Origin of the sequence: Flavobacterium sp. FlaQc-47, assembly GCF_044006475.1 — a bacterium.
Classification (GTDB): Bacteria; Bacteroidota; Bacteroidia; order Flavobacteriales; family Flavobacteriaceae; genus Flavobacterium.
The window spans coordinates 1113544-1132790 of sequence record NZ_JBIPCQ010000001.1 but is presented as its reverse complement, the minus strand read 5'-3'; the positions used below and the strand labels follow the sequence as shown (position 1 = coordinate 1132790).

Annotated in this window: 14 protein-coding genes; 7 read left to right on the top strand and 7 right to left on the bottom strand. The window is 33.9% G+C overall.

Annotated features, from left to right (window positions below; translation table 11 throughout):
- Positions 1–238: 238 nt before the first annotated feature.
- A complete protein-coding gene (locus tag ACHRVX_RS04705) occupies positions 239–487 on the bottom strand; it encodes a hypothetical protein (protein WP_395329726.1) in 249 nt (82 codons plus the stop codon).
- Positions 488–1338: 851 nt separating this feature from the next.
- Here ACHRVX_RS04705 and ACHRVX_RS04700 point away from each other — a divergent pair.
- Positions 1339–2709 carry a glycoside hydrolase family 130 protein gene (locus ACHRVX_RS04700; protein ID WP_395329724.1) on the top strand — a complete coding sequence of 457 codons (1371 nt, stop codon included), beginning with the start codon at positions 1339–1341 and terminating at the stop codon, positions 2707–2709.
- A 51-nt stretch (positions 2710–2760) separates the two neighbouring features.
- Here the strand turns inward: ACHRVX_RS04700 and ACHRVX_RS04695 are convergent, their stop codons facing one another.
- The gene (locus tag ACHRVX_RS04695) at positions 2761–3330 is read right to left on the bottom strand and encodes a hypothetical protein (protein WP_395329722.1); all 570 of its coding nucleotides are present in this window, start codon (positions 3328–3330) and stop codon (positions 2761–2763) included.
- Between the two features lie 183 nt (positions 3331–3513).
- Positions 3514–5748: a DUF6055 domain-containing protein gene (locus ACHRVX_RS04690; RefSeq protein ID WP_395329720.1), complete on the bottom strand. Its 2235-nt coding sequence runs from the start codon at positions 5746–5748 to the stop codon at positions 3514–3516.
- A gap of 479 nt (positions 5749–6227) precedes the next feature.
- On the opposite strand from ACHRVX_RS04690, the gene ACHRVX_RS04685 reads away from it, so the two are divergent.
- Both ACHRVX_RS04685 and ACHRVX_RS04680 read left to right on the top strand, forming a co-directional pair.
- Entirely contained in the window at positions 6228–6719 is a 492-nt protein-coding gene (locus ACHRVX_RS04685) for a DinB family protein (protein ID WP_395329718.1), read from the top strand.
- Between the two features lie 443 nt (positions 6720–7162).
- Entirely contained in the window at positions 7163–8740 is a 1578-nt protein-coding gene (locus ACHRVX_RS04680) for a Na+/H+ antiporter (protein ID WP_395329716.1), read from the top strand.
- Between the two features lie 159 nt (positions 8741–8899).
- Here ACHRVX_RS04680 and ACHRVX_RS04675 read toward each other — a convergent pair whose 3' ends face one another.
- Complete coding sequence (locus ACHRVX_RS04675) at positions 8900–11812, bottom strand: S8 family serine peptidase (RefSeq protein WP_395329714.1); 2913 nt, start codon at positions 11810–11812, stop codon at positions 8900–8902.
- Positions 11813–12476: 664 nt separating this feature from the next.
- On the opposite strand from ACHRVX_RS04675, the gene ACHRVX_RS04670 reads away from it, so the two are divergent.
- From ACHRVX_RS04670 to ACHRVX_RS04655, 4 genes are all read left to right on the top strand, one after another.
- The gene (locus ACHRVX_RS04670; protein ID WP_395329712.1) at positions 12477–12911 is read left to right on the top strand and encodes an META domain-containing protein; all 435 of its coding nucleotides are present in this window, start codon (positions 12477–12479) and stop codon (positions 12909–12911) included.
- 231 nt (positions 12912–13142) lie between these two features.
- Positions 13143–13739, top strand: coding sequence for a hypothetical protein (locus tag ACHRVX_RS04665; protein WP_395329710.1), 597 nt, complete (start codon positions 13143–13145; stop codon positions 13737–13739).
- A 203-nt stretch (positions 13740–13942) separates the two neighbouring features.
- Positions 13943–14200: an ArsR/SmtB family transcription factor gene (locus ACHRVX_RS04660; protein WP_395329708.1), complete on the top strand. Its 258-nt coding sequence runs from the start codon at positions 13943–13945 to the stop codon at positions 14198–14200.
- Positions 14201–14231: 31 nt separating this feature from the next.
- Positions 14232–15173, top strand: a complete 942-nt coding sequence (locus ACHRVX_RS04655; protein ID WP_395329706.1) for a proline dehydrogenase family protein — start codon at positions 14232–14234, stop codon at positions 15171–15173.
- A gap of 213 nt (positions 15174–15386) precedes the next feature.
- Here the strand turns inward: ACHRVX_RS04655 and ACHRVX_RS04650 are convergent, their stop codons facing one another.
- From ACHRVX_RS04650 to ACHRVX_RS04640, 3 genes are all read right to left on the bottom strand, one after another.
- Positions 15387–16433, bottom strand: coding sequence for a beta-ketoacyl-ACP synthase III (locus ACHRVX_RS04650; protein ID WP_395329704.1), 1047 nt, complete (start codon positions 16431–16433; stop codon positions 15387–15389).
- Positions 16434–16669: 236 nt separating this feature from the next.
- Complete coding sequence (locus tag ACHRVX_RS04645; RefSeq protein WP_395329702.1) at positions 16670–17116, bottom strand: VOC family protein; 447 nt, start codon at positions 17114–17116, stop codon at positions 16670–16672.
- 218 nt (positions 17117–17334) lie between these two features.
- On the bottom strand, positions 17335–18837 hold the full coding sequence (locus tag ACHRVX_RS04640) for an aminotransferase class V-fold PLP-dependent enzyme (RefSeq protein WP_395329700.1): 1503 nt from the start codon (positions 18835–18837) through the stop codon (positions 17335–17337).
- Between the last annotated feature and the right edge of the window lie 410 nt (positions 18838–19247).

The following is a 19247-nucleotide window of genomic DNA, read 5'->3' as shown; positions in this document are numbered from 1 at the left end:
TATATTAGAGTACAAATATACTAAAAAGTATATTTTAAATATCGAAAAATAAAATATTTTAGTTTTTTTATTTCTTCATAAAATCAGAAATAGCTAAACAGATTTTATTAAAGAATTGTTTTAGTACCGGATTAAAATACAAAACCTCCAAAAATCAAATGATTTTGGAGGTTTTGTATTTTTTGATGAATGGTGAATTCGCTTCCTAAAATATAACTATTTGGTGGGGGAAAATAAGCTATTTAAAAAGCGTAATGGTATCTGTAAGGTTTTCTCTGGTAATGAATGCCGCAATAAATTCCTGAACCTCATTTTTTGATTCTGCTGCGGTTTCAAAAGAATTGATATGAAAATCATCATCCTGATCCAGAATGTGTATTATCTCCGTATATCCCTTAGAAATTAAACTTCCTTTTAATTTAATTATATTTTGCTGCTCCTGACCACTCAGGTCCTTCCGAACTTTTAGTTTTATAGCTTTTTCCATTTTAAGTAACTGTTTAGATTAATAGACAATATCCGTTACCAAATATAAATATTAATTTCTTGCATATACAAGTATTTCTTTCAACTTAAGCAACTACTTATCAACATTTTACTACATTAAAATTATGATTTTTGTTAAAATTTCAATTTTAATAAAACAGCATACTTTGAAATTATTATGTAATTTTTCCAAATTAATTACTTAATTTTAAAATTAATTCGATTAGTAGTTAAAAAACAGATTATATCATTTTAAATCTTCAAAATAATCACTGCAGATTAAAATGTTGATTTATGGATTTACAAACAAAAAATCACAGCAAAAAAAATTAATCGCTTATAAAATCAATTAAAGAATTTTAGAAATGGTAGTCAATACTAGAAATTTTACCCTATTAAAAAGCAAACGATTCGTTTTAAGGAACGTTGAAAGTACTTATACGTTAGGAAATAATAAGTAAACTGATTAGTAGGGAATTTGATTAAAGTTTTTAGTTGATTTGTAAAACTTCTAATTTCAAGCTTTTTTGTGTTTTATTTTTAAGGAAAAAGCAACGATTGAAAAGTGAATTTTGAATTAAAGTTTTAAAAATAAAGTTTTTTTTAGATAACAAAATTACTAACTTGTATAGATATAAATATACTAGATACTATAAAATCTAGTTTAAAACAGTAAGACCGCTACATTAAAAAAATGAAAAGTAAGTAGCTATCTGAATTAATTTTTCTAACATATAAAAAAACAGACTTATTATGCGAGTATCCGTCATCCGAAAAAATATAAAATTTACCCCCGATTCCAGAAGAGTTGTTGCTAGATATTTTATGAATGGCGAAGAACGGACCAAACAAATGGTTGCCCGCATAATGGTGCTGAATGATAGACAGGTATTAGAAACGTTAGAACAAACGCTTCGTGAGTTTGCAAGGCGCCACCGAAATATTTCGGCGATTTTTTTCAAACACTGCGAGGAAATACGAGATGTAATCGAATCGATGCAAATTGATTATGAGGCAATTTCGCTGGATCGAAAAATGCTTATCGGGTCTTATTGTACCATGGAATATGCTATTGAATCTGCTGCTATTTTTAATCCTTCAATAGTAGAAGATTTTGATCAGTCAGGTCTTGAAACAGGTGAAAAACGTGTAATTATTTCTTTTAGAGCCACGGGTGAAGGTCATATTTCATCGATTGTTTTTAGACGTGGAATTCTCGATAAAGACAATAATCTTCAGGTAATGAAAATTGGTCACAACATTGATAAGGCTGAGATTGAACATAAAACCTTATTTAATAAAGAACGCTTTTTATTGAAATTATCAGAAATGCACACGCAGGACAAGTACATTTCGCAAATTATGCAGGATTTACCCAGTGAGTTTGAATTTGCTGTATTAAAAAGTGCTGTAAACACCGCATTGAGCGATCCTTCAATCCGTCAGGAAAGACGCACTGCACTCGAAGAAATCATCTGGCTTGCTGACTCGTTTTATGATTTGCAATTCAAACACGATTCAGATATTACGGAACGAGTTATATTTCCTATTTCTGAGTCGGAAAGCCGTGGTATTGAAGATGCCCGTTTTGTACGTTTTGATGATGACGATGATGAATCAAGTCGTGTAATGGCAACTTATACCGCTTATAATGGTCATACGATATTGCCTAAACTTATTTCTACCGAAGATTTTTACACCTTTAGAGTAATGCCTTTGCATGGTGCCGGTGCCCAAAATAAAAATCTTGCCTTATTTCCCCGAAAAATTAAAGGTAAATATGCCATGCTTTCAAGAATCGATGGCGTGAACAATTATATCATGTATTCTGATCGGGTTACACAATGGAATAATCCAATTCTTTTACAAGAACCTCGTTATACCTGGGAATTAACACAAATAGGAAACTGCGGATCGCCTCTCTGGACTTCAGAAGGCTGGCTCGTAATTACACACGGTGTAGGTACAATGAGACGTTACTGCATAGGTGCATCATTGTTTGATCTTGATAATCCTTCTCAGGAAATTGGACGCCTTAGCGAACCTTTGCTTTCTCCGCTTGAAGATGAGCGCGAAGGTTATGTACCAAATGTTGTATATTCCTGTGGAGCCATAATTCACAACAATAGTTTAATATTGCCATATGCAGTATCTGATTATTCATCGACTTATGCTGTGGTTGATATGGTAGAATTGTTAGATGCCCTGAAAAAGAGTAAATAAAAATTACCGTTTAAATTTTATATCAAAATCCTTAATGAATATTTTTATTCATTAAGGATTTATCAATTTATCATAAGGCAGATTGAAAGATCCATCGGTTACACTAATTGGCGCTCCTTCAAAATTTCGTACAGTGCCGGAAAATATCCCTTTAATACCTTCCTCTTTGCTTATCTTTTCAATTTTAACCGTAAACAAATCATCTGAATAAGATGTATTGTAAAGCAACGTTCCATTTTTTGTCTGGATCGCATAACGTGCAATCATCACTAATTCTGACGGTGTTGTATAAGTTCCTGCAGTAATATTGCCGCCCAGATTCCAGATTTCAAAGTCTAAAGAAGGCGGTAAAGTTGCGCCGGAAGTTGTTGGGAAAGAAGTTTCATAGCCGCCAACCACAATTTGTTCAAAACGGTTGTCATTACCTCCACCCTGAAATTTTACAACACGAAAATCAATTTTTCGTCCGTCCAGACTCGCTTTAAAATAATAATCTTTTGATGTAGAAGCATCAGATCCGCCACCATCATCTTTTGAACAAGCAGTTAAACCTAAAAAAATAATTGTGATGCAAAAGAAAAATTTTGCCTTTGTAGAAGTGTTAAAAATCAAGTTTTTCATAAGATGATCTATTTATAATAATTTTATGCAAAGCTATTATAAGGATTACGGATAAAAAATACCTGTTTTCATTGATTTTTCTACCTTACCTAAAGTGTTTTTCATGTAACAAATAAAAGTGCTGCAAAAAAAAGCCCTGTCATATTTAAAAATGACAGGGCTGATTTCTTCGTAATTATTTAATTACTGTTTTATAAATGTTTTATTTACAACAGCATTTCCTGTTTGAATACGCAATAAATAAACTCCCGGAACCAAGCGATTACAGTTGTACGGAATGTCAATTCTGCCCGTATCATAATTTTTATTTGTGATTACATCTAGTTTTCTTCCGTTCATGTCAAATAATGAGATCGTGACTTTTTCTTCTTGATTTTGTATAAATGAAATCGTCAGGTTCCCCCCTGTTGGATTTGGAAATACGCTCAGATTCACTTCTTCTGCATCTAAAATTGAATTAGTGCTTGTAAGTGTTGTTGTTGTACAACCTGGTATTGTACTAAAAGCCATTACCGCCGGAGAGAAATTCGTAAAAGCAGGATTTATATCAATATTAGAAACGTCATTAACACCTTTTCCATCACATTCTGTACGGCCATTTCTCCAATAAGGAAATTGAAGATAAACACCAGCCGTCGAACAGCTTCCTATTTCAGCATCTCCGCCTACAACAACAGCACCTCCAAAATTACCCGCAAACAGCATTGCATTGCCTTTTATATTTGCCGTATTGGTAACAGAACCGCCTTCCATCCAGGCATTTCCTTCAACAATAGCATTACTTGATAAATTGGCATTATAAACACATGCATTGTCACGAACAATAGCATTTCCGGTTATAGTGCCACCGTCAACCATGGCATAACCATCGATACGCGCGTTTCCCGAAATAGTACCACGTCTCACAATTGCATACGGTCCTACATAAACTGAGGCTGCAACACTTGCGCTATTAGAAACCCATCCGCCGCCATTAGAATGCAGGCGACCATTTGTTTTAAGAAATTTTCTGAAATCTGCGGCTGCCTGAAATCCTTCCGGATTAGCATTGGCAATTTTTAACTCATAAGGATATCGTCTTTGTTTTGGATAACCTACATCCATATTATAATTCACGTGCACTTTTGGAGCTGAAAATACTACCAGAAAAATACCTGCTTCTGTTGCTGAATTAAGTTCAAATGATGCTTCGCCATCTGTATTATACATTGAGCTGTAACGAGAAACTGTTCCATCCGTTTTTGTAGTAACAAAGCCATAACGCCATCCGGCTTGGGTTGGATTCACTTCTGTATGCCCTTTGAATTTAATGGTGACTTTTTTCTGGGTTCCTGTACAAGTAGGATATAACGGAATTATATTCATACCATAATCCTGTGGAGCCCAGTCATTATTAGGATAATATTGATCAGTAGTTCCTGCCACTTTAGTCAATAATGTATATTGTCTGCTCGTATATCGAGGCATATTATTTTTAATGGAAGTATAGGTTTCCCTAATTTTTTTACCAAAATTACTGGTTGTATTTACTTGGGAATTCCATTGAATAGGATAATCAAATGCGGGTTGTCTTTGCGCATAACCCCAAAGATAATCGTTAAGTTGCTCCTGCGTAAATCCTTTAAGCCTTTTGATGGTTTCCAGCGGATGTTCCTGATTTTTAGATTCTGCCCACATTCTTCGGGTAAAATCAAAACCGTCTTTTTCCTGCACATAATACATCAAATGAAAATTAGTGTAATGATGACGGTTGGACGACCACATAAAATTTCTGGTCTGGATCCATCTTGTTAAAGTTCCGTCGATTTCTGCCCATTGCGGATATGCCTGAGCGCGCATAAAATTAGCATGACCTTCATAAAACGGACCTGCCCAGTCATATCCCGCAAATGCGGTTCCGTTACCGGGATTTTCCTGAATTCCCATCATCATTTGGAGCGTATGTGCAAATTCATGAGATAGTGCACCGCCATCTCGGGTGGCTTCAGGATGCACAAACATGGCACCAATGGTATTACTAAAGGAGCTCGCCTGTGCAAAAGCCTCTAAACGCGGATCTGTGGAGTTCCAGGTATTCATCATCATAATAATGATTTTGTACTTCCCAAAATTTGTTGTTGCCGCGTTATTAATAAATTTTAAATCTGTGATATACCGTTTAAAACTGTGTTCGAGCGTATCTGCAACTGATTTAGGCGTAAATCGTAACGCCGCATCAGCATATGCGGCAGGATTTGTACCCACTTTGTCTCCCCAGTAAACCACGAAATTTGTCGATTCGTATTTCCTGGAGTTCGATACATTATTATAAAACTCATTGTTGGGGTTGCTCCATTCTGTAGGTGTAAAGAGCGTTTTTTGCCCCATTGCAAGGTAACTGCAAAGGAAAAGGGCGACTTGTAATAAAAGTTTTTTCATATATTAAAATTATTTGGGGGTTTAATTTCATTGGTCAATATATTTACTTTACTTCAATCAAATGCATTATTAAAGCCCTCACAACTTCAATTTCTATCTATAACTTTTATGCGGATTTCTAAAATTTAATTCAGTTTTAAATTATTCTGTTTTAAATAAAAGCTAAATCAAATTTCTCTCTAATAAATGATCGGTTTTACCTCAAAAATGAATTCAAAAATCCATCATAATGATTTAAATGTAATTGTAACATTTAAATATTTTTTTTACGAATATACGTATTAATAGAATTTTACCAAATAAAAATAATCGACTAAGTACATATTTATCCGATTAAGTGTAAATTTATTTAAATGAAAAATTAGAAAAACCCAAATAATCAAAGCGATGGGAAGATATTTTGTTTGAGAAGTTGCTTTAAAAATTGATTTAATTGTTACTGAAAATAGTTTTATATTAGCACAAAATGCACTGTTTTTATGAATAAAATATCCAGAAAAGGCGCAGTTGGAGCTTTACTTGACGAATACGAAAGAGCCATTTTAGATTTAAGCCACACCATTGATGGTATTACAGACAATGAACTGATTGCAATTGCTGATCCTGTTACAACAGATACAAGTTGCGTATCTGTGCAATCCGTTCTGGCTCATGTTGTAAATTCCGGTTACGCCTATGCATTGTATATCAAACGATTATCAGATAAATCATTGGATTTTCCGGAGGAGATTTTTAGAACAACTATAGCTGATTATCAAAAAGACCTGAGAGATTTTTTTATTTTCACTCAGGAAACATTTCAAAATATTAATGATAATCAGCTTGAAGAATCTGACAACACTAAAAAAATAGTCACTTCATGGGGACAACTTTATGATATTGAACAAATTACAGAACATGCCATTGTACATATTTTACGCCATAGAAGACAACTTGAAAGGTTTAAAATTATCTTACGCGAACGCAAATAAAATTTGAAGAAATTTTCTAAATTTACTAGTCGTCTATTCATATTTTAGAGCGAGATCGCCATACCATTACCAATATTACTTAATTTAATCATTTGAGTTAACCTACTACAAATCTGCATGCTATATTTGTAATAGAAATTTAAAGAATAAAAAATGGAACACCTTATAAAATTGGATAAAATAGCGCAGTATAATACGGTTCCCACCTTACTTTTTCATCCTGATCTTATAAAAGGAACCTCTTTAGCGAAACAAATAAGTCAATATTTCTTTTTTTTCCTAACAAATCTATGAAGCGCTTCATTTATCTTTAAAGGAACAGCAGATTATTCGTGATTTATTTAGTAAATTAGAATATGAATTAGGTCAGTCATACCGGTTTTAAACCAATTCAATGCAGAAGCTTAAATTAAAAATCACAAACCAAAACCTTAACCAAATAGATGTTCAACAATTTTCCTTTTTATCTGGGTCTGTTAGTAGTTATTTTACTGCTGATTATGCTCGCTAATAAAATAAAAATAGCGTATCCTATTTTGCTGGTATTAGCGGGATTAGCAATTAGTTTTATTCCCGGTGTGCCTCTTATAAAAATAGAACCTGACCTTATATTTTTTATTTTCCTTCCACCCTTATTATATGAAGCTGCCTGGACGGTTTCCTGGAAAGAAATGTGGCGCTGGCGACGTATTATTACCAGTTTTGCTTTTGTAGTTGTATTTGTATCGGCACTTTCTGTTGCATTAGTTTCCAATTATTTTTTTCCGGGTTTTTCATTAGCATTAGGTTTTTTATTGGGCGGAATCGTTTCTCCTCCTGATGCTGTAAGCGCCGGAGCAATCCTGAAATTTGTCAAAGTACCCAAAACAATCTCCTCTATTTTAGAAGGTGAAAGTTTGCTGAATGACGCGTCGTCCTTAATTATTTTCAGATTTGCGATGATTGCCGTCGCAACCGAACAGTTTATATTTTATAAAGCTGCGATGAGTTTTAGCTGGATGATTTTTGGCGGTGTTGGAATTGGTTTATTAATAGGCTGGCTTTTTATGAAAGCACACAAATACCTGCCTACAGATGCTAATGTCGATATTGTTTTGTCCTTGCTTACACCTTATATTATCTATCTTGCTGCTGAGGAAGCACATAGTTCCGGAGTATTAGCCGTGGTTTGTGGCGGATTGCTTTTATCGAATAACAGACATCGATTTTTGAGCAGTAAATCGCGTTTGCAGGGAATCAATGTATGGGAAAGCTTTTGTTTTATATTAAACGGATTGGTTTTTATGCTAATTGGTTTAGATTTACCGCAAATTACTAAAGGTCTTGAAGAAGTAAGTATTGTAACTGCAATAGGATATGGCGTTTTAATTACGGCTGTTTTAATTGTCAGCAGGATATTATCTACTTACGGTGCTGTGGTGGTTACACTTATTGCCCGTAATTTTATCACGGTGGCCGATAGTAGAAATCCGGGATTAAAAGCTCCGTTTATATTGGGCTGGACTGGAATGAGAGGTGTTGTATCATTGGCGGCAGCCTTATCAATACCAGTTTATTTAAACAACGGAAACGGTTTCCCGCAACGAAACCTTATCTTGTTTATCACTTTTGTCGTTATTTTGTTAACGCTTGTAATTCAAGGATTAACCCTGCCTTATTTTATTAAAAAACTAAATTTTAAGATAGACGATGATGCTTTACCACGCGAAGAAGCCTATAAACAATTGCGTAGAGAATTAGCCGAATATGCTTTAGATTATATCAAAACGCATTATAACGATCATGTCGAAAATAATACTTCGTTGCAGCAATTAATCATAAAGTGGGAACAGCACACTAATGATGAAGCTGACAATGAATCTATTAGCAAGGATTTAAAAGAAATTTACCTCGATTTATTAAATAAACAAAGAGCGTGGCTAATTCATAAAAACCATGAAGACAAAACGTTAGACGAATCGCTTATCAGGCGACAAATGCATTATTTAGACATTGAAGAAGAAAAATTAAGATATATCTAAAATTGATTTTCAATTACAGGTTTAGTTTGCTCTCATACTTTCCATGTTCTTTAAGCAGTTTTTCAATTATAAAAATTCAATAAATTAAGGTTCTAAAATCAAAAATCCCATTTCATGACGAAATGGGATTTTCTTAGTTTTGACTAAAATGTAATACAATTAATTTTTAATAATTTTTCGTGTAGTGACAGTTCCATTATCAGATAAAAACTGAACGATATAAATTCCGGGAACTTGTTTTGCGATATTCACATTAAAGTCTCTTTGTTTATTCGTTTTTTCTTCAAAAACAACCGTGTTATAGATGCTTGATATTTTCAGAATTCCTTGTTCCTCATTGTTAATACTTACAGTAAATATTCCGTTAGTAGGATTAGGATAAATTGTAAAAACTCTGGATTCAGCAGCTTCAGCAAGCACTATCTCATTTGTTTTGGCATCACGTTTTTCTGCTTTTACAAGAGCAAAACGTTCTCCGCCTTCCAGTTCTCCGCTTTTAGCATCTTCCTGAACAAGATCTATTGTAATTTGCTGATCCTGCGGAAATTCTTTTGCCACTCTAAAATCAAATGTAATTGGAAAAGTTTCATAAATATCAATAGGCAAATTGGCAATTGACGCTTCTCTCGAAGTGATCAGAATTTTATTTTTATCAATAATTTTCACTCCTTTTAAACTTCCGTTTTTCTCTGCTCTTTCAAATAATTTAGGATCAAGCGTTGCTTCGATTGTTCCGCCTAATTCAAAGAAATTATTTTTAAGTTCTTCATTAAATCCTTTATCAATAAACCTTACGTTTACCGTTTTAGATTTTATTCCTCTAATAAAAACAGTCGTTGGAGCCACAACATCAGTAGTATTTAAATTATAAACACTCAGGTTTTTCCAGGCAATATTGTTATTGTTTTGAGCATTTGCGCCAATTCCGGTATAATATACTTCATTAAACATAGGATCAGTTGCCGATTCAATTCTGGCAGTCATACAAAAATGATGCTGATCTGTAGGGAAAATGGCAGGATTAGGCGGATACCAAGGTATTGTAACAATGGCGCTGCTTCCCACAGCAATAGACGGAATATTCACTTCGCCAATATAGTCACCATGCAATATGCCTCCTTGATAATAATTGATAAAATTGGTAGGCCAGGTTAATCCTGTAGAAGCTTTTGCATAATAAAGTTTGACTTTTCCGCCAGAACTTGCAGCAAGTCCTCTATTATAAACTCTGATATAAACCGCATTTGGTGAACTTGTTTTATATTCAGGATTTTCGTGTACAAGACCGCCATCAGCATTTTGGCGTACCCAGATATCATCGCTAATCCACATAGGTCCTGAATCCGGGTTAGGCTCAACTCCCGTATCATAAGGTCTGTCCTTGATATATAAATCAGCAACTGGCAAATTGATTCCCGTAACAATTACAGAATATTTTTGATTGCCGTTTGTCAAAGTTCCTTTATGGGAAATGTTTATTGTGTAGTTTCCCGCAGCTGCAGCGATTCTAATTTTCTCATACGGATCTTTTGTATTATCAGCGAATGCATTTACGGTAGCTGTCAATAATTTATACGGAAAAATAGTTGTACCGGCTGAATTTACTACACGGATATCTAAATCATTCACCAGTTTTGCAGTAGCAATATTTGCAGTACTTCCGGCATACGCAACTCCGGCAGGATCTGTCCATGATAAAGAAACAATCAACGGATTTATACCATCAGATGTTACGGTATAGCTGTAAGTTCCGCCATTATTAAGCGTTCTTTCGTCGATAATAGCATGGGATCCTTTTTTAGTAATAGATTCAGCAGCGAATTTTGCATTTAATAATCCCCAGCCAAAAACAGCATCAGGACCCGCAACTCCCGCATCATCAGCCGTATGCAAAGCCAATCCTTTTAAGGTTGCAGAACGCATAAAAACACCCGTTTTGTTTTTATAATGCTGTTGCAGTAAAAGCAAGGTTCCGGTAACGTTAGGAGATGCCATAGAAGTTCCTGAAGCAAATCCATAACTGTTATTTACAAGCGGAGTAATAGGAGATGTTAGTGCAGCACTTGAATATAACGAAGCTCCGTTGCCTGCAAGATCCGGTTTGATTCGCAAATCATCTGTAGGTCCCTGACTACTGAAACTACTAATAGTAACACTTGATAATGCGCCTGAACTGCTTATCACAGCATCATTTGCACTCGCAATTACAAGACTGTTTTTTGCAGTACTTGCGCCTACAAGCTTGTCATAAGCAGCACCACCTATCGGGTTGGTATTGGCTGTATTATCAGTTCCATCATTTCCGGCAGATTTAATCATTAAATAATACGGAGCATTAAACATAATATCGTCCCAGCTTCTTGCTTCCGCTTCATAAGCTCCAAATCTCCATGCCGGAAGAGGCGTATTAAATTGATTCCTGATTCTCCATCCGTAAGAATGATTGGAAATCAACATACCATTTGTTGCTGCTGCCGAAGCTTCAGACAAATCATTATCCCAATTGTTGGTTCTTGCATTTGCCTGATTCGCCATTCCTTTTGCTGTTGCCACAACACCCGCCGCTACGATTGTTCCCGTAACATGATTGGCGTGCTGACTGTTGTTAATCGTAGGATCAATGGCAGTAACACCATCCAGAATAGCCACTCTCCCGCCAAATTCATTATGAGTAGGAAGTGTAGGACCGCCATCCCAAACATAGGCCGTCATGTTTTGACCGTCAAGCGAAAGACCTAAAGCTCCGCCTGAATTTAAAAAATTTGCGCGCGTTGATTTGGCAGCATCTACATTTTCAGGGGTTAAATAAATAGGAGTTTTTCCGTCTGCAGAAACATCTACTAACTCGCTTTGCGTTCCGTCTTTATTAATAAACGTAATACTCCAGCCATTAGCACGAGCAAGAGCGATAGCCCTTTCCTTGTTTTTTTGAGCTTCGGCTTTGTAAGTGGCACTTAAAGATTCCAGTGCTGCAATGTTTGAGGCTGACCTGATCTTGTCAATATCATCCTGAGTCTGAGAATACGCCATTCCACAGAAACAAAACATAATAATTTTGTATAAATTTTTCATATGATTTAATTGTAATGGGGTTAAACATTTTTTATAATTAAAATCTTTAAAAAAACGGGAGCACTTCTACTTTTCATAATTTTCAATTTTTAAGGTTAGATAATAACTTGGTATATTGTAAGAATTGAATTGACTAAAAACGAACGGTTTTATTTCCTTACAAACTATTTTTTATTTGTAAGATTTTATTTTAAACATAACAAAACTCGTCAAAGTAAGTGACGTATTTTACCGTATAAATACCTGATTTTAAATACATTAATGTTAAATTTAAAAATACAGTGATTCACAGTAAAAATCCCGTATTTATAGGAATTTAAAGCTGTTTTTAAGCTAAAAAAAAGTCTTGTTTTTAAATAATTCGATAATTTTCTAAATAATTTTAATTTTTCTTACATTTTAAACAACAGAAATCCTGATTTTATGTAAAATGTAAATCAGGATTTTAGTTCGAAATCTGTTAAGTTATTATTTTTCTGATGTGAAATAATTATGATGAATTCCAGCTTTTAAAAAGTATGGTATGATTTTAGAAACACATTTTTATAATGACATAATATTGCCTTTTAATCCACATTATTTTAAAACTACAATTAAAATAAGTCGGATTTATAAGTCAAAGTCTCTTAAAAATCTTTAAATTTATGTTCTAAAATCTTATTTTATGAAAAATTACATCGTACTATTTGTTTCTGTTTTGGCACTCTCTTTTAATTCTTGTAACACAATGAAAGACACTACAAAAACTGATGATCTCTACACTACATCTTGGGAATTAGAATATATTTCTGGTCCGCGTATTGCTTTTGAAGGTTTATATCCGGACAAAAAACCATTTATCAAATTTGATAAAAACAATAATCAGGTATTCGGAAACGCAGGCTGCAACGGTTACAGTGCACCATTTACCCTAAAAGGAAATTCGTTGACATTTGGTGAACAAGGTCCAACTACAATGATGTTTTGCGAAGGTGGCGGAGAACAAACCTTTTTACAAACAATTAAAAAAACCGACAGTTATTCTATCGATAAAGACGGAAAACTCAATTTAATCGTAAAAGGAATACCAATGATGCGATTCAAAAAAGTCATTAAATAATTACATTGATAAAAGTTTACAGCATCAAAGTTTGCAGCATCAAACCCAACAGATTTTAAAAACCTGTTGGGTTTTTTATTTCAAGTATTTATATCAGAGAAAAAAATATTTCATTATAAATAGTACTTATTAAAGACAATAAATATTCTAATTAAATGTTTTATTTAAACGAGTTAATGCGTTTAAATTTTAATGCGTAACTTCTATTTTATTTATTAATATTTACATTTTATGAAAAGAATATTGTTCCTGGCTGCTGTAATGGCCATTTCTATACAAGGATATGCACAAAAAGAAGTGAATGGTAAATACAAACCCATTAATTCAAAAAATCCCGAACTTAAAGAGCCTATGGCACCTACGACAGATCCGCCGCCAAACACTGATCCGGCACCTTTAAAAGATGAAACCGTTTTAAAAATTAATCCGGATGAACTTTTTAAAAATAATATTCTGTACAAACAAGAAGCCAATGTTGAGGGAATTTTTTACAGAAGAAATGAATATTTAGGAGGATTTGTAACCAATTCATCCATTTCAACAGTTCGTTATCGTGATGCTGCTTTTGTTGACGGAGATAAAATCAGAGTATATCTTAATGATAAAGTAATTGAAAAAGAAGTGAGTTTAGATGGTGAGTTTAAAGGCTTTAAAATAACATTAGTAAAAGGAATCAACAAAATTGATTTTGAAGCCTTAAACGAGGGTTCTGCATCGCCAAATACAGCCGAATTTCAGGTTTTTGATGATAAAGGAGTAGTTATTGAAGCCAGTCAATGGAATGTTGGTACAGGATATAAAGCCACTATTATATTATATAAGGAATAAGTTTTTTTAAATCATTTCTGCTCATACATCATTTATGTAGAAAAAAAATAAAAGCCATGAGTTTTCAATTTGAAAGTTGAAGATCTCATGGCTTTCTAAATTATATATTTTTATAATCATATCGATATATCTCGATATATATAATTATATATTTACAATATCGATGTTATAGAAATTAATAAGTATCATCAAACTCGATTCGGGTGGATATATTACAGTGGCTCAAAAAACCGGGAGATAATTTTCTTAAACAAAAATATGTTCCTGATCTTAGCGACGGAGTCTGTGTTTGTCATATACAGGACAAAACAGGTTTGTCACAATCAACCGTTTCCCATTATTTGAAAATGCTGCAAAAAGTAAATTTGCTAATTGCAACACGACATGGCAAATGGACGTATTACAGACGAAACGAAAGTAAAATTCTAAATTATATCAATACACTATCAAACCAGCTTTGATACTTTAATACCTATAAAACTTAATCAATAAATGGAAAAAGATTTACTATTAATGGGAGCCAATGCTTTAAGAAAAGCGGCATTGAATGAACAAGCAAAAGAATATATACTTTCAAACGAAGTTGTATTTAAAACCATAAAAAAAGCCGCCGATCGTTATATAGGTGGTGAAACACTAGACGAAACTATTGTTAAAGTAAAGGAACAAAACAAACAAGGTTTTAAATGTTCAATGGAATTTATGGGCGAAAACACACTAACAGAAAAAGAAGCTGTTGAAGCGACCAACGAATTCATTAGAATTACTCACGAGATTAAATACCAAAAATTGAATTCGACTATTTCTCTCGATCTTTCTCATATCGGATTATCAATCTCGCGCGATTTATGTCTTAATAATTTAAATTTAATTTGTCAGGAAGCTGAAAAAGAAAATATAGAAATTACAATTAGTGCCGAAAATGTAGCAATTACAAATGCTATTATCGAAATTTACAAAACAGCGTCTAAAACCTATAAAAATACTTCGATAACACTTCAGGCTTATTTACACAGATCAAAAGATGATTTTGAGGATTTAATAAAAGAAAACGGAAGAATCAGAATCGTTAAAGGAGCGTTTGAAACTCCAAAAGATGTTTCAATCCCAAGAGGAGCTGAACTTGACGAGCGTTATTTATACTACATCGATCAATTATTATCCAGAAAACACAGTTGTGCCATTGCAACGCACCATGACGTGATCCAGAAAGAAGTTGTTAAATTAATTGAAAACTATAAACCAAGCAAAGATTTATATGAATTTGAAAGCTTGTACGGAATCCAGACGCAACAACTAATCCATTTAAAAGAACAAGGATATTCGACTAAACTATACTTTGTGTACGGAAAAGAATGGTATTTGTATTTGTGTAACCGAATTGCAGAATATCCACTAAACCTATTTCAGGCTTTACATGACATTGTAAATTAACACTCGACGACAATTCACATTTTTTTTCCAAATTATTTAAAATAGAGAGGAATTGTAAAACTGATACAAAATAAAAACACAGTACCAATATAAAATTGATCCTGTGTTTTTTTAGATTAAAATCTATGCCTGCGATCTGTCAAAATAGTAATAGAATTGAACGCAAGACTAATACTATGTATTATTAAGATTTTTAAAAAATTTAAGCTCTTATTAATACATTAAATTATGTTTCAATAATTCGCCGTTTGTTGAATATTGTACTGCTTTAAGCGCTCTCATAACACCCCACTTGATGCAAGTTGCGCCCCATGAAAAACCAGCTCCAAAAGTGGTAATCAAAATATTTTGACCTTCTTTAAAATCATTTTTAAAATCCCAAAGACATAACGGAATCGTTGCTGACGTTGTATTACCGTATTTATGAATATTTACTTTGACTTTTTCAATACCTATATTCAAATGCTCGCTTACGGCTTTGATAATTCTTAGATTTGCCTGATGTGGCACCACCCAGTCAATATCTTTCACACTTAAATCATTACTGGCAAGAGCATCCTGAGAAACGCTGCTCATTGATTCAACCGCTTTTTTAAATACATATGAACCTTCCTGTTTGATAAAATGTTCTCTGTGTAAAATACTTTGCATGCCAGCCGGTACTTTAGAACCTCCTGCAGGCACATATAATGCCGATGTTCCGGTTCCGTCTGTTCTCAAAATACTTTTCATTACGCCGCATTCTTTTTCAGTTTTCTCTAAAAGAACCGCTCCTGCCCCATCTCCAAAAAGTATACAGGTATTACGGTCTTCATAATCAACAATAGAACTCATTGTATCTGCTCCAACGACCACAACTTTTTTATAACGACCGCTTTCGATCATAGTCGTCGCCATTTCTAATGCATATAAAAAACCGCTGCAAGCGCCGTTTAAGTCAAAACCAAATGCATTTGTAAAACCGCTTATTTCGCAAACTTTACTTGCTGTAGGAGTTAAAAGATGATCCGGAGTTGCGGTTGCTAAAACTAAACCATCAATTTCTAAAGGGTCAATTTCATAGGTGTCTAATAAATTCTGAATTGCAGCGTTGGCAAGATCTGATGTTGAGAGATTTTCGTTCGTCGCTAATCTGCGCTCTTTTATCCCTGTTCTTTTTTCAATCCATTCATCCGTTGTATCAACCATTTTCGAGATCATCTCATTACTAAGTACATAACTGGGTACAAAGCCACCGATAGCTGTTATTGTTGCATTCATCCTTTATCTAGATTTTTTGTTTTTGATCTCTTTTTTAATTGATAAAAAAGAATTTACAAAATAACGCTAACAAATCGGAAAAGACAAGAGCGAGGGGCGTAAACATAGGGTCTAAAATCATAAATATAAGTTAAACAATTGATCCACGAAGGTTACCAAATTAACAATTCCGAAGTTTTAGACACACATTTACGCAAATTAGTCAAAAATCAATCAAAAATAATGGTAGTAAATAACTAAAAAGCAACCGATTCAAGAAATTCAATTACTTCCCCATTCGGGCTGTACACCAAACTGTTACTTACCGTTATCGATCTACTTTTATTTTCAAGTTTAAGGGTTTCTTTATCTGATAATGGTTTTGCTCCATTTGCTATTGCATCCTTATAAGCTTGTTTTGCATCGTTAACGATAAAACAAATATGCAAAAGCGAATTTTCGACATAAGGATCTCCTTGTTTTCGCTTTCGTCCCTGAGTGGGAAAATTAGCATTACTGTCGCATATTTCGATGTAACAATCAAATTGCGTGTTTTTCAACATGACGCATTTTTGTAAATTAAACTCCAGTAAACTCCAGCTGTGGGCTATTTCAAAATTTAGTGTTTTGTAAAATTGTATTGTTCCCTCAAAATCCTGCGCTTTAATAGCAAAATGATGAAATCCTTTAATATTAGTATTCATTATGATATTTTTATATTCGCTGATGTTTTTAAAAAACATGGATTTTTTAATTCCCAAAAAAGTGTTTCACTTATTAAAATAGACAGAAATAATTTGGCCTGTTAATCTGATGAATGAGGAATTACTACTGCTATCCTTACTTCGCCATCATAACAAAATGAGATGAAATAAGATGAAATGCATATTTCTAAGTGTTAACTATTTTCAAACACTTAATTTTAATCGAACTTAAACCATTCTTTTACATCATCAGCAATAGTTTCTTTATTTACAATGCTTTCAAACTCGTTAGTAGCACTATTATGCTGATAATCCTTCTGCCATTCCTTATGATTTAAAACTACTTTTTGTATGGCATCAGCAATAAACAAAACGTCTTCATTTGTCATTATCGGATGTAGCGATAATCGAACCCATCCCGGTTTATTCGTTTGGTTTTTTAATAAAAGTTCCTCTGTCAATTCGTTAGATTTCGCCTCATCAATATCAAATAAATAATGCGCATAAGTACTCGCGCATGACCATCCGCCACGAACCTGAATTCCGAAACGATCATTTAAAAGTCTCACGATTAAATTATAATGAATATCCTCAATCAAAAACGAAACACACCCAATTCTGTCCGTTTCAATATCTCCTAAAACCGATAACGCCGGAATCTTTTGAAATTCAGAATAACACAGATCCAGTAATTCTTTTTCCCTGTTTTTTATGTTCCCAACTCCCATTTTATCCTTTAATTCCAGAGACAAAGCCGTTCTTATCACTTGCAAAAAACCAGGAGTTCCGCCATCTTCTTTTACTTCTATTGAATCACTGTAATGATATCGTCCCCAAGGATTTGTAGCTTTTACATTTCCACCGCCCGGATGGTCCGGAACATCACTTTTATATAATTTTTCATTAAAAACCAAAACACCGCAGGTTCCGGGTCCGCCAAGGAATTTATGGGGCGAAAAAAAAATGGCATCTAATTGTTCTTCCGGATCTTCAGGATGCATATCGATTTGTACATAAGGTGCCGAAGCTGCAAAATCAACAAAACAAAGTCCGTTATTTTGATGCAGGATTTTAGCCAATTCATGATAAGGCGTAATGATTCCCGTAACATTTGAAGCTGCCGTAAACGAACCAATTTTTACCGTTCTGTCTGCATATTTTTTAATCAATTCTGCAAATATTTCAGGATCAACTAAATTGTTTTCATCCGGCGGTACCACCACAACATCGGCATTGGTTTCATACCAGGAAACCTGATTAGAATGGTGCTCCATATGCGTGATAAAAACTACTGGTTTATCGGTATTATCAGGCACAATAGTCGATTTATTATCTGCCGAACGCAACCCAATAAAACGCTGTAATTTTGATAAAGCAGCCGTCATTCCGGTTCCCGTTGTCACCAGAACATCTAATTCATTGGCATTTACATGCTTCTTAATCAATTGTCTCGCGTGATTGTAAGCATAAGTTGAAGTTTTGCCGGTTTCGCTGGAAAAAGAATGCGTATTGGCAATCATCGGACCTATTTTATTGAGCATAATATTTTCAATTGGCACATATAATCTGCCGCTCGCGACCCAATCTGCATATAATAAATTTTGCTGTCCGTAAGCCGACTTAAAAGTATGGTTTACTCCTATTGTATTTTCTCTAAACTTTGAAAAATAGTGCTCTAACTGACTTGGTTTCGTTATGTTCTCAATTGCATTTATTTCCATATCATTTTTAAATTAACTCATTTTTATTTTTGACTGAATCTGGTGGGGAATTATTTTAATACACGGCTGTTTGTCATTCCGAGGAACGAGGAATCTGCGCAAGTAACTCCGGTAAGTTTGTCATTCTATTTCTATGATAAAACAAAATCTTTTTTTTCAGGAGCTAATCCCGCTGTCTGTTTCAAACGAAGTTCACTAAACTCCAATTGAAATAAGAATTAAGTGAAGTAATCTTTTGCAGCGAACGCCGCTACAAAAGGATTTTCACTTCTATCGGGGTTATGACAATCATTTTCATAAGATTCTTTTCGTTTAGCATATCATTTCGACGCAAGGAGAAATCACATCCACTATTCGCCAAGATTGACATATTTAGAAACGGAGTTTCTTGTGTAATTTCTCCTTGCGTC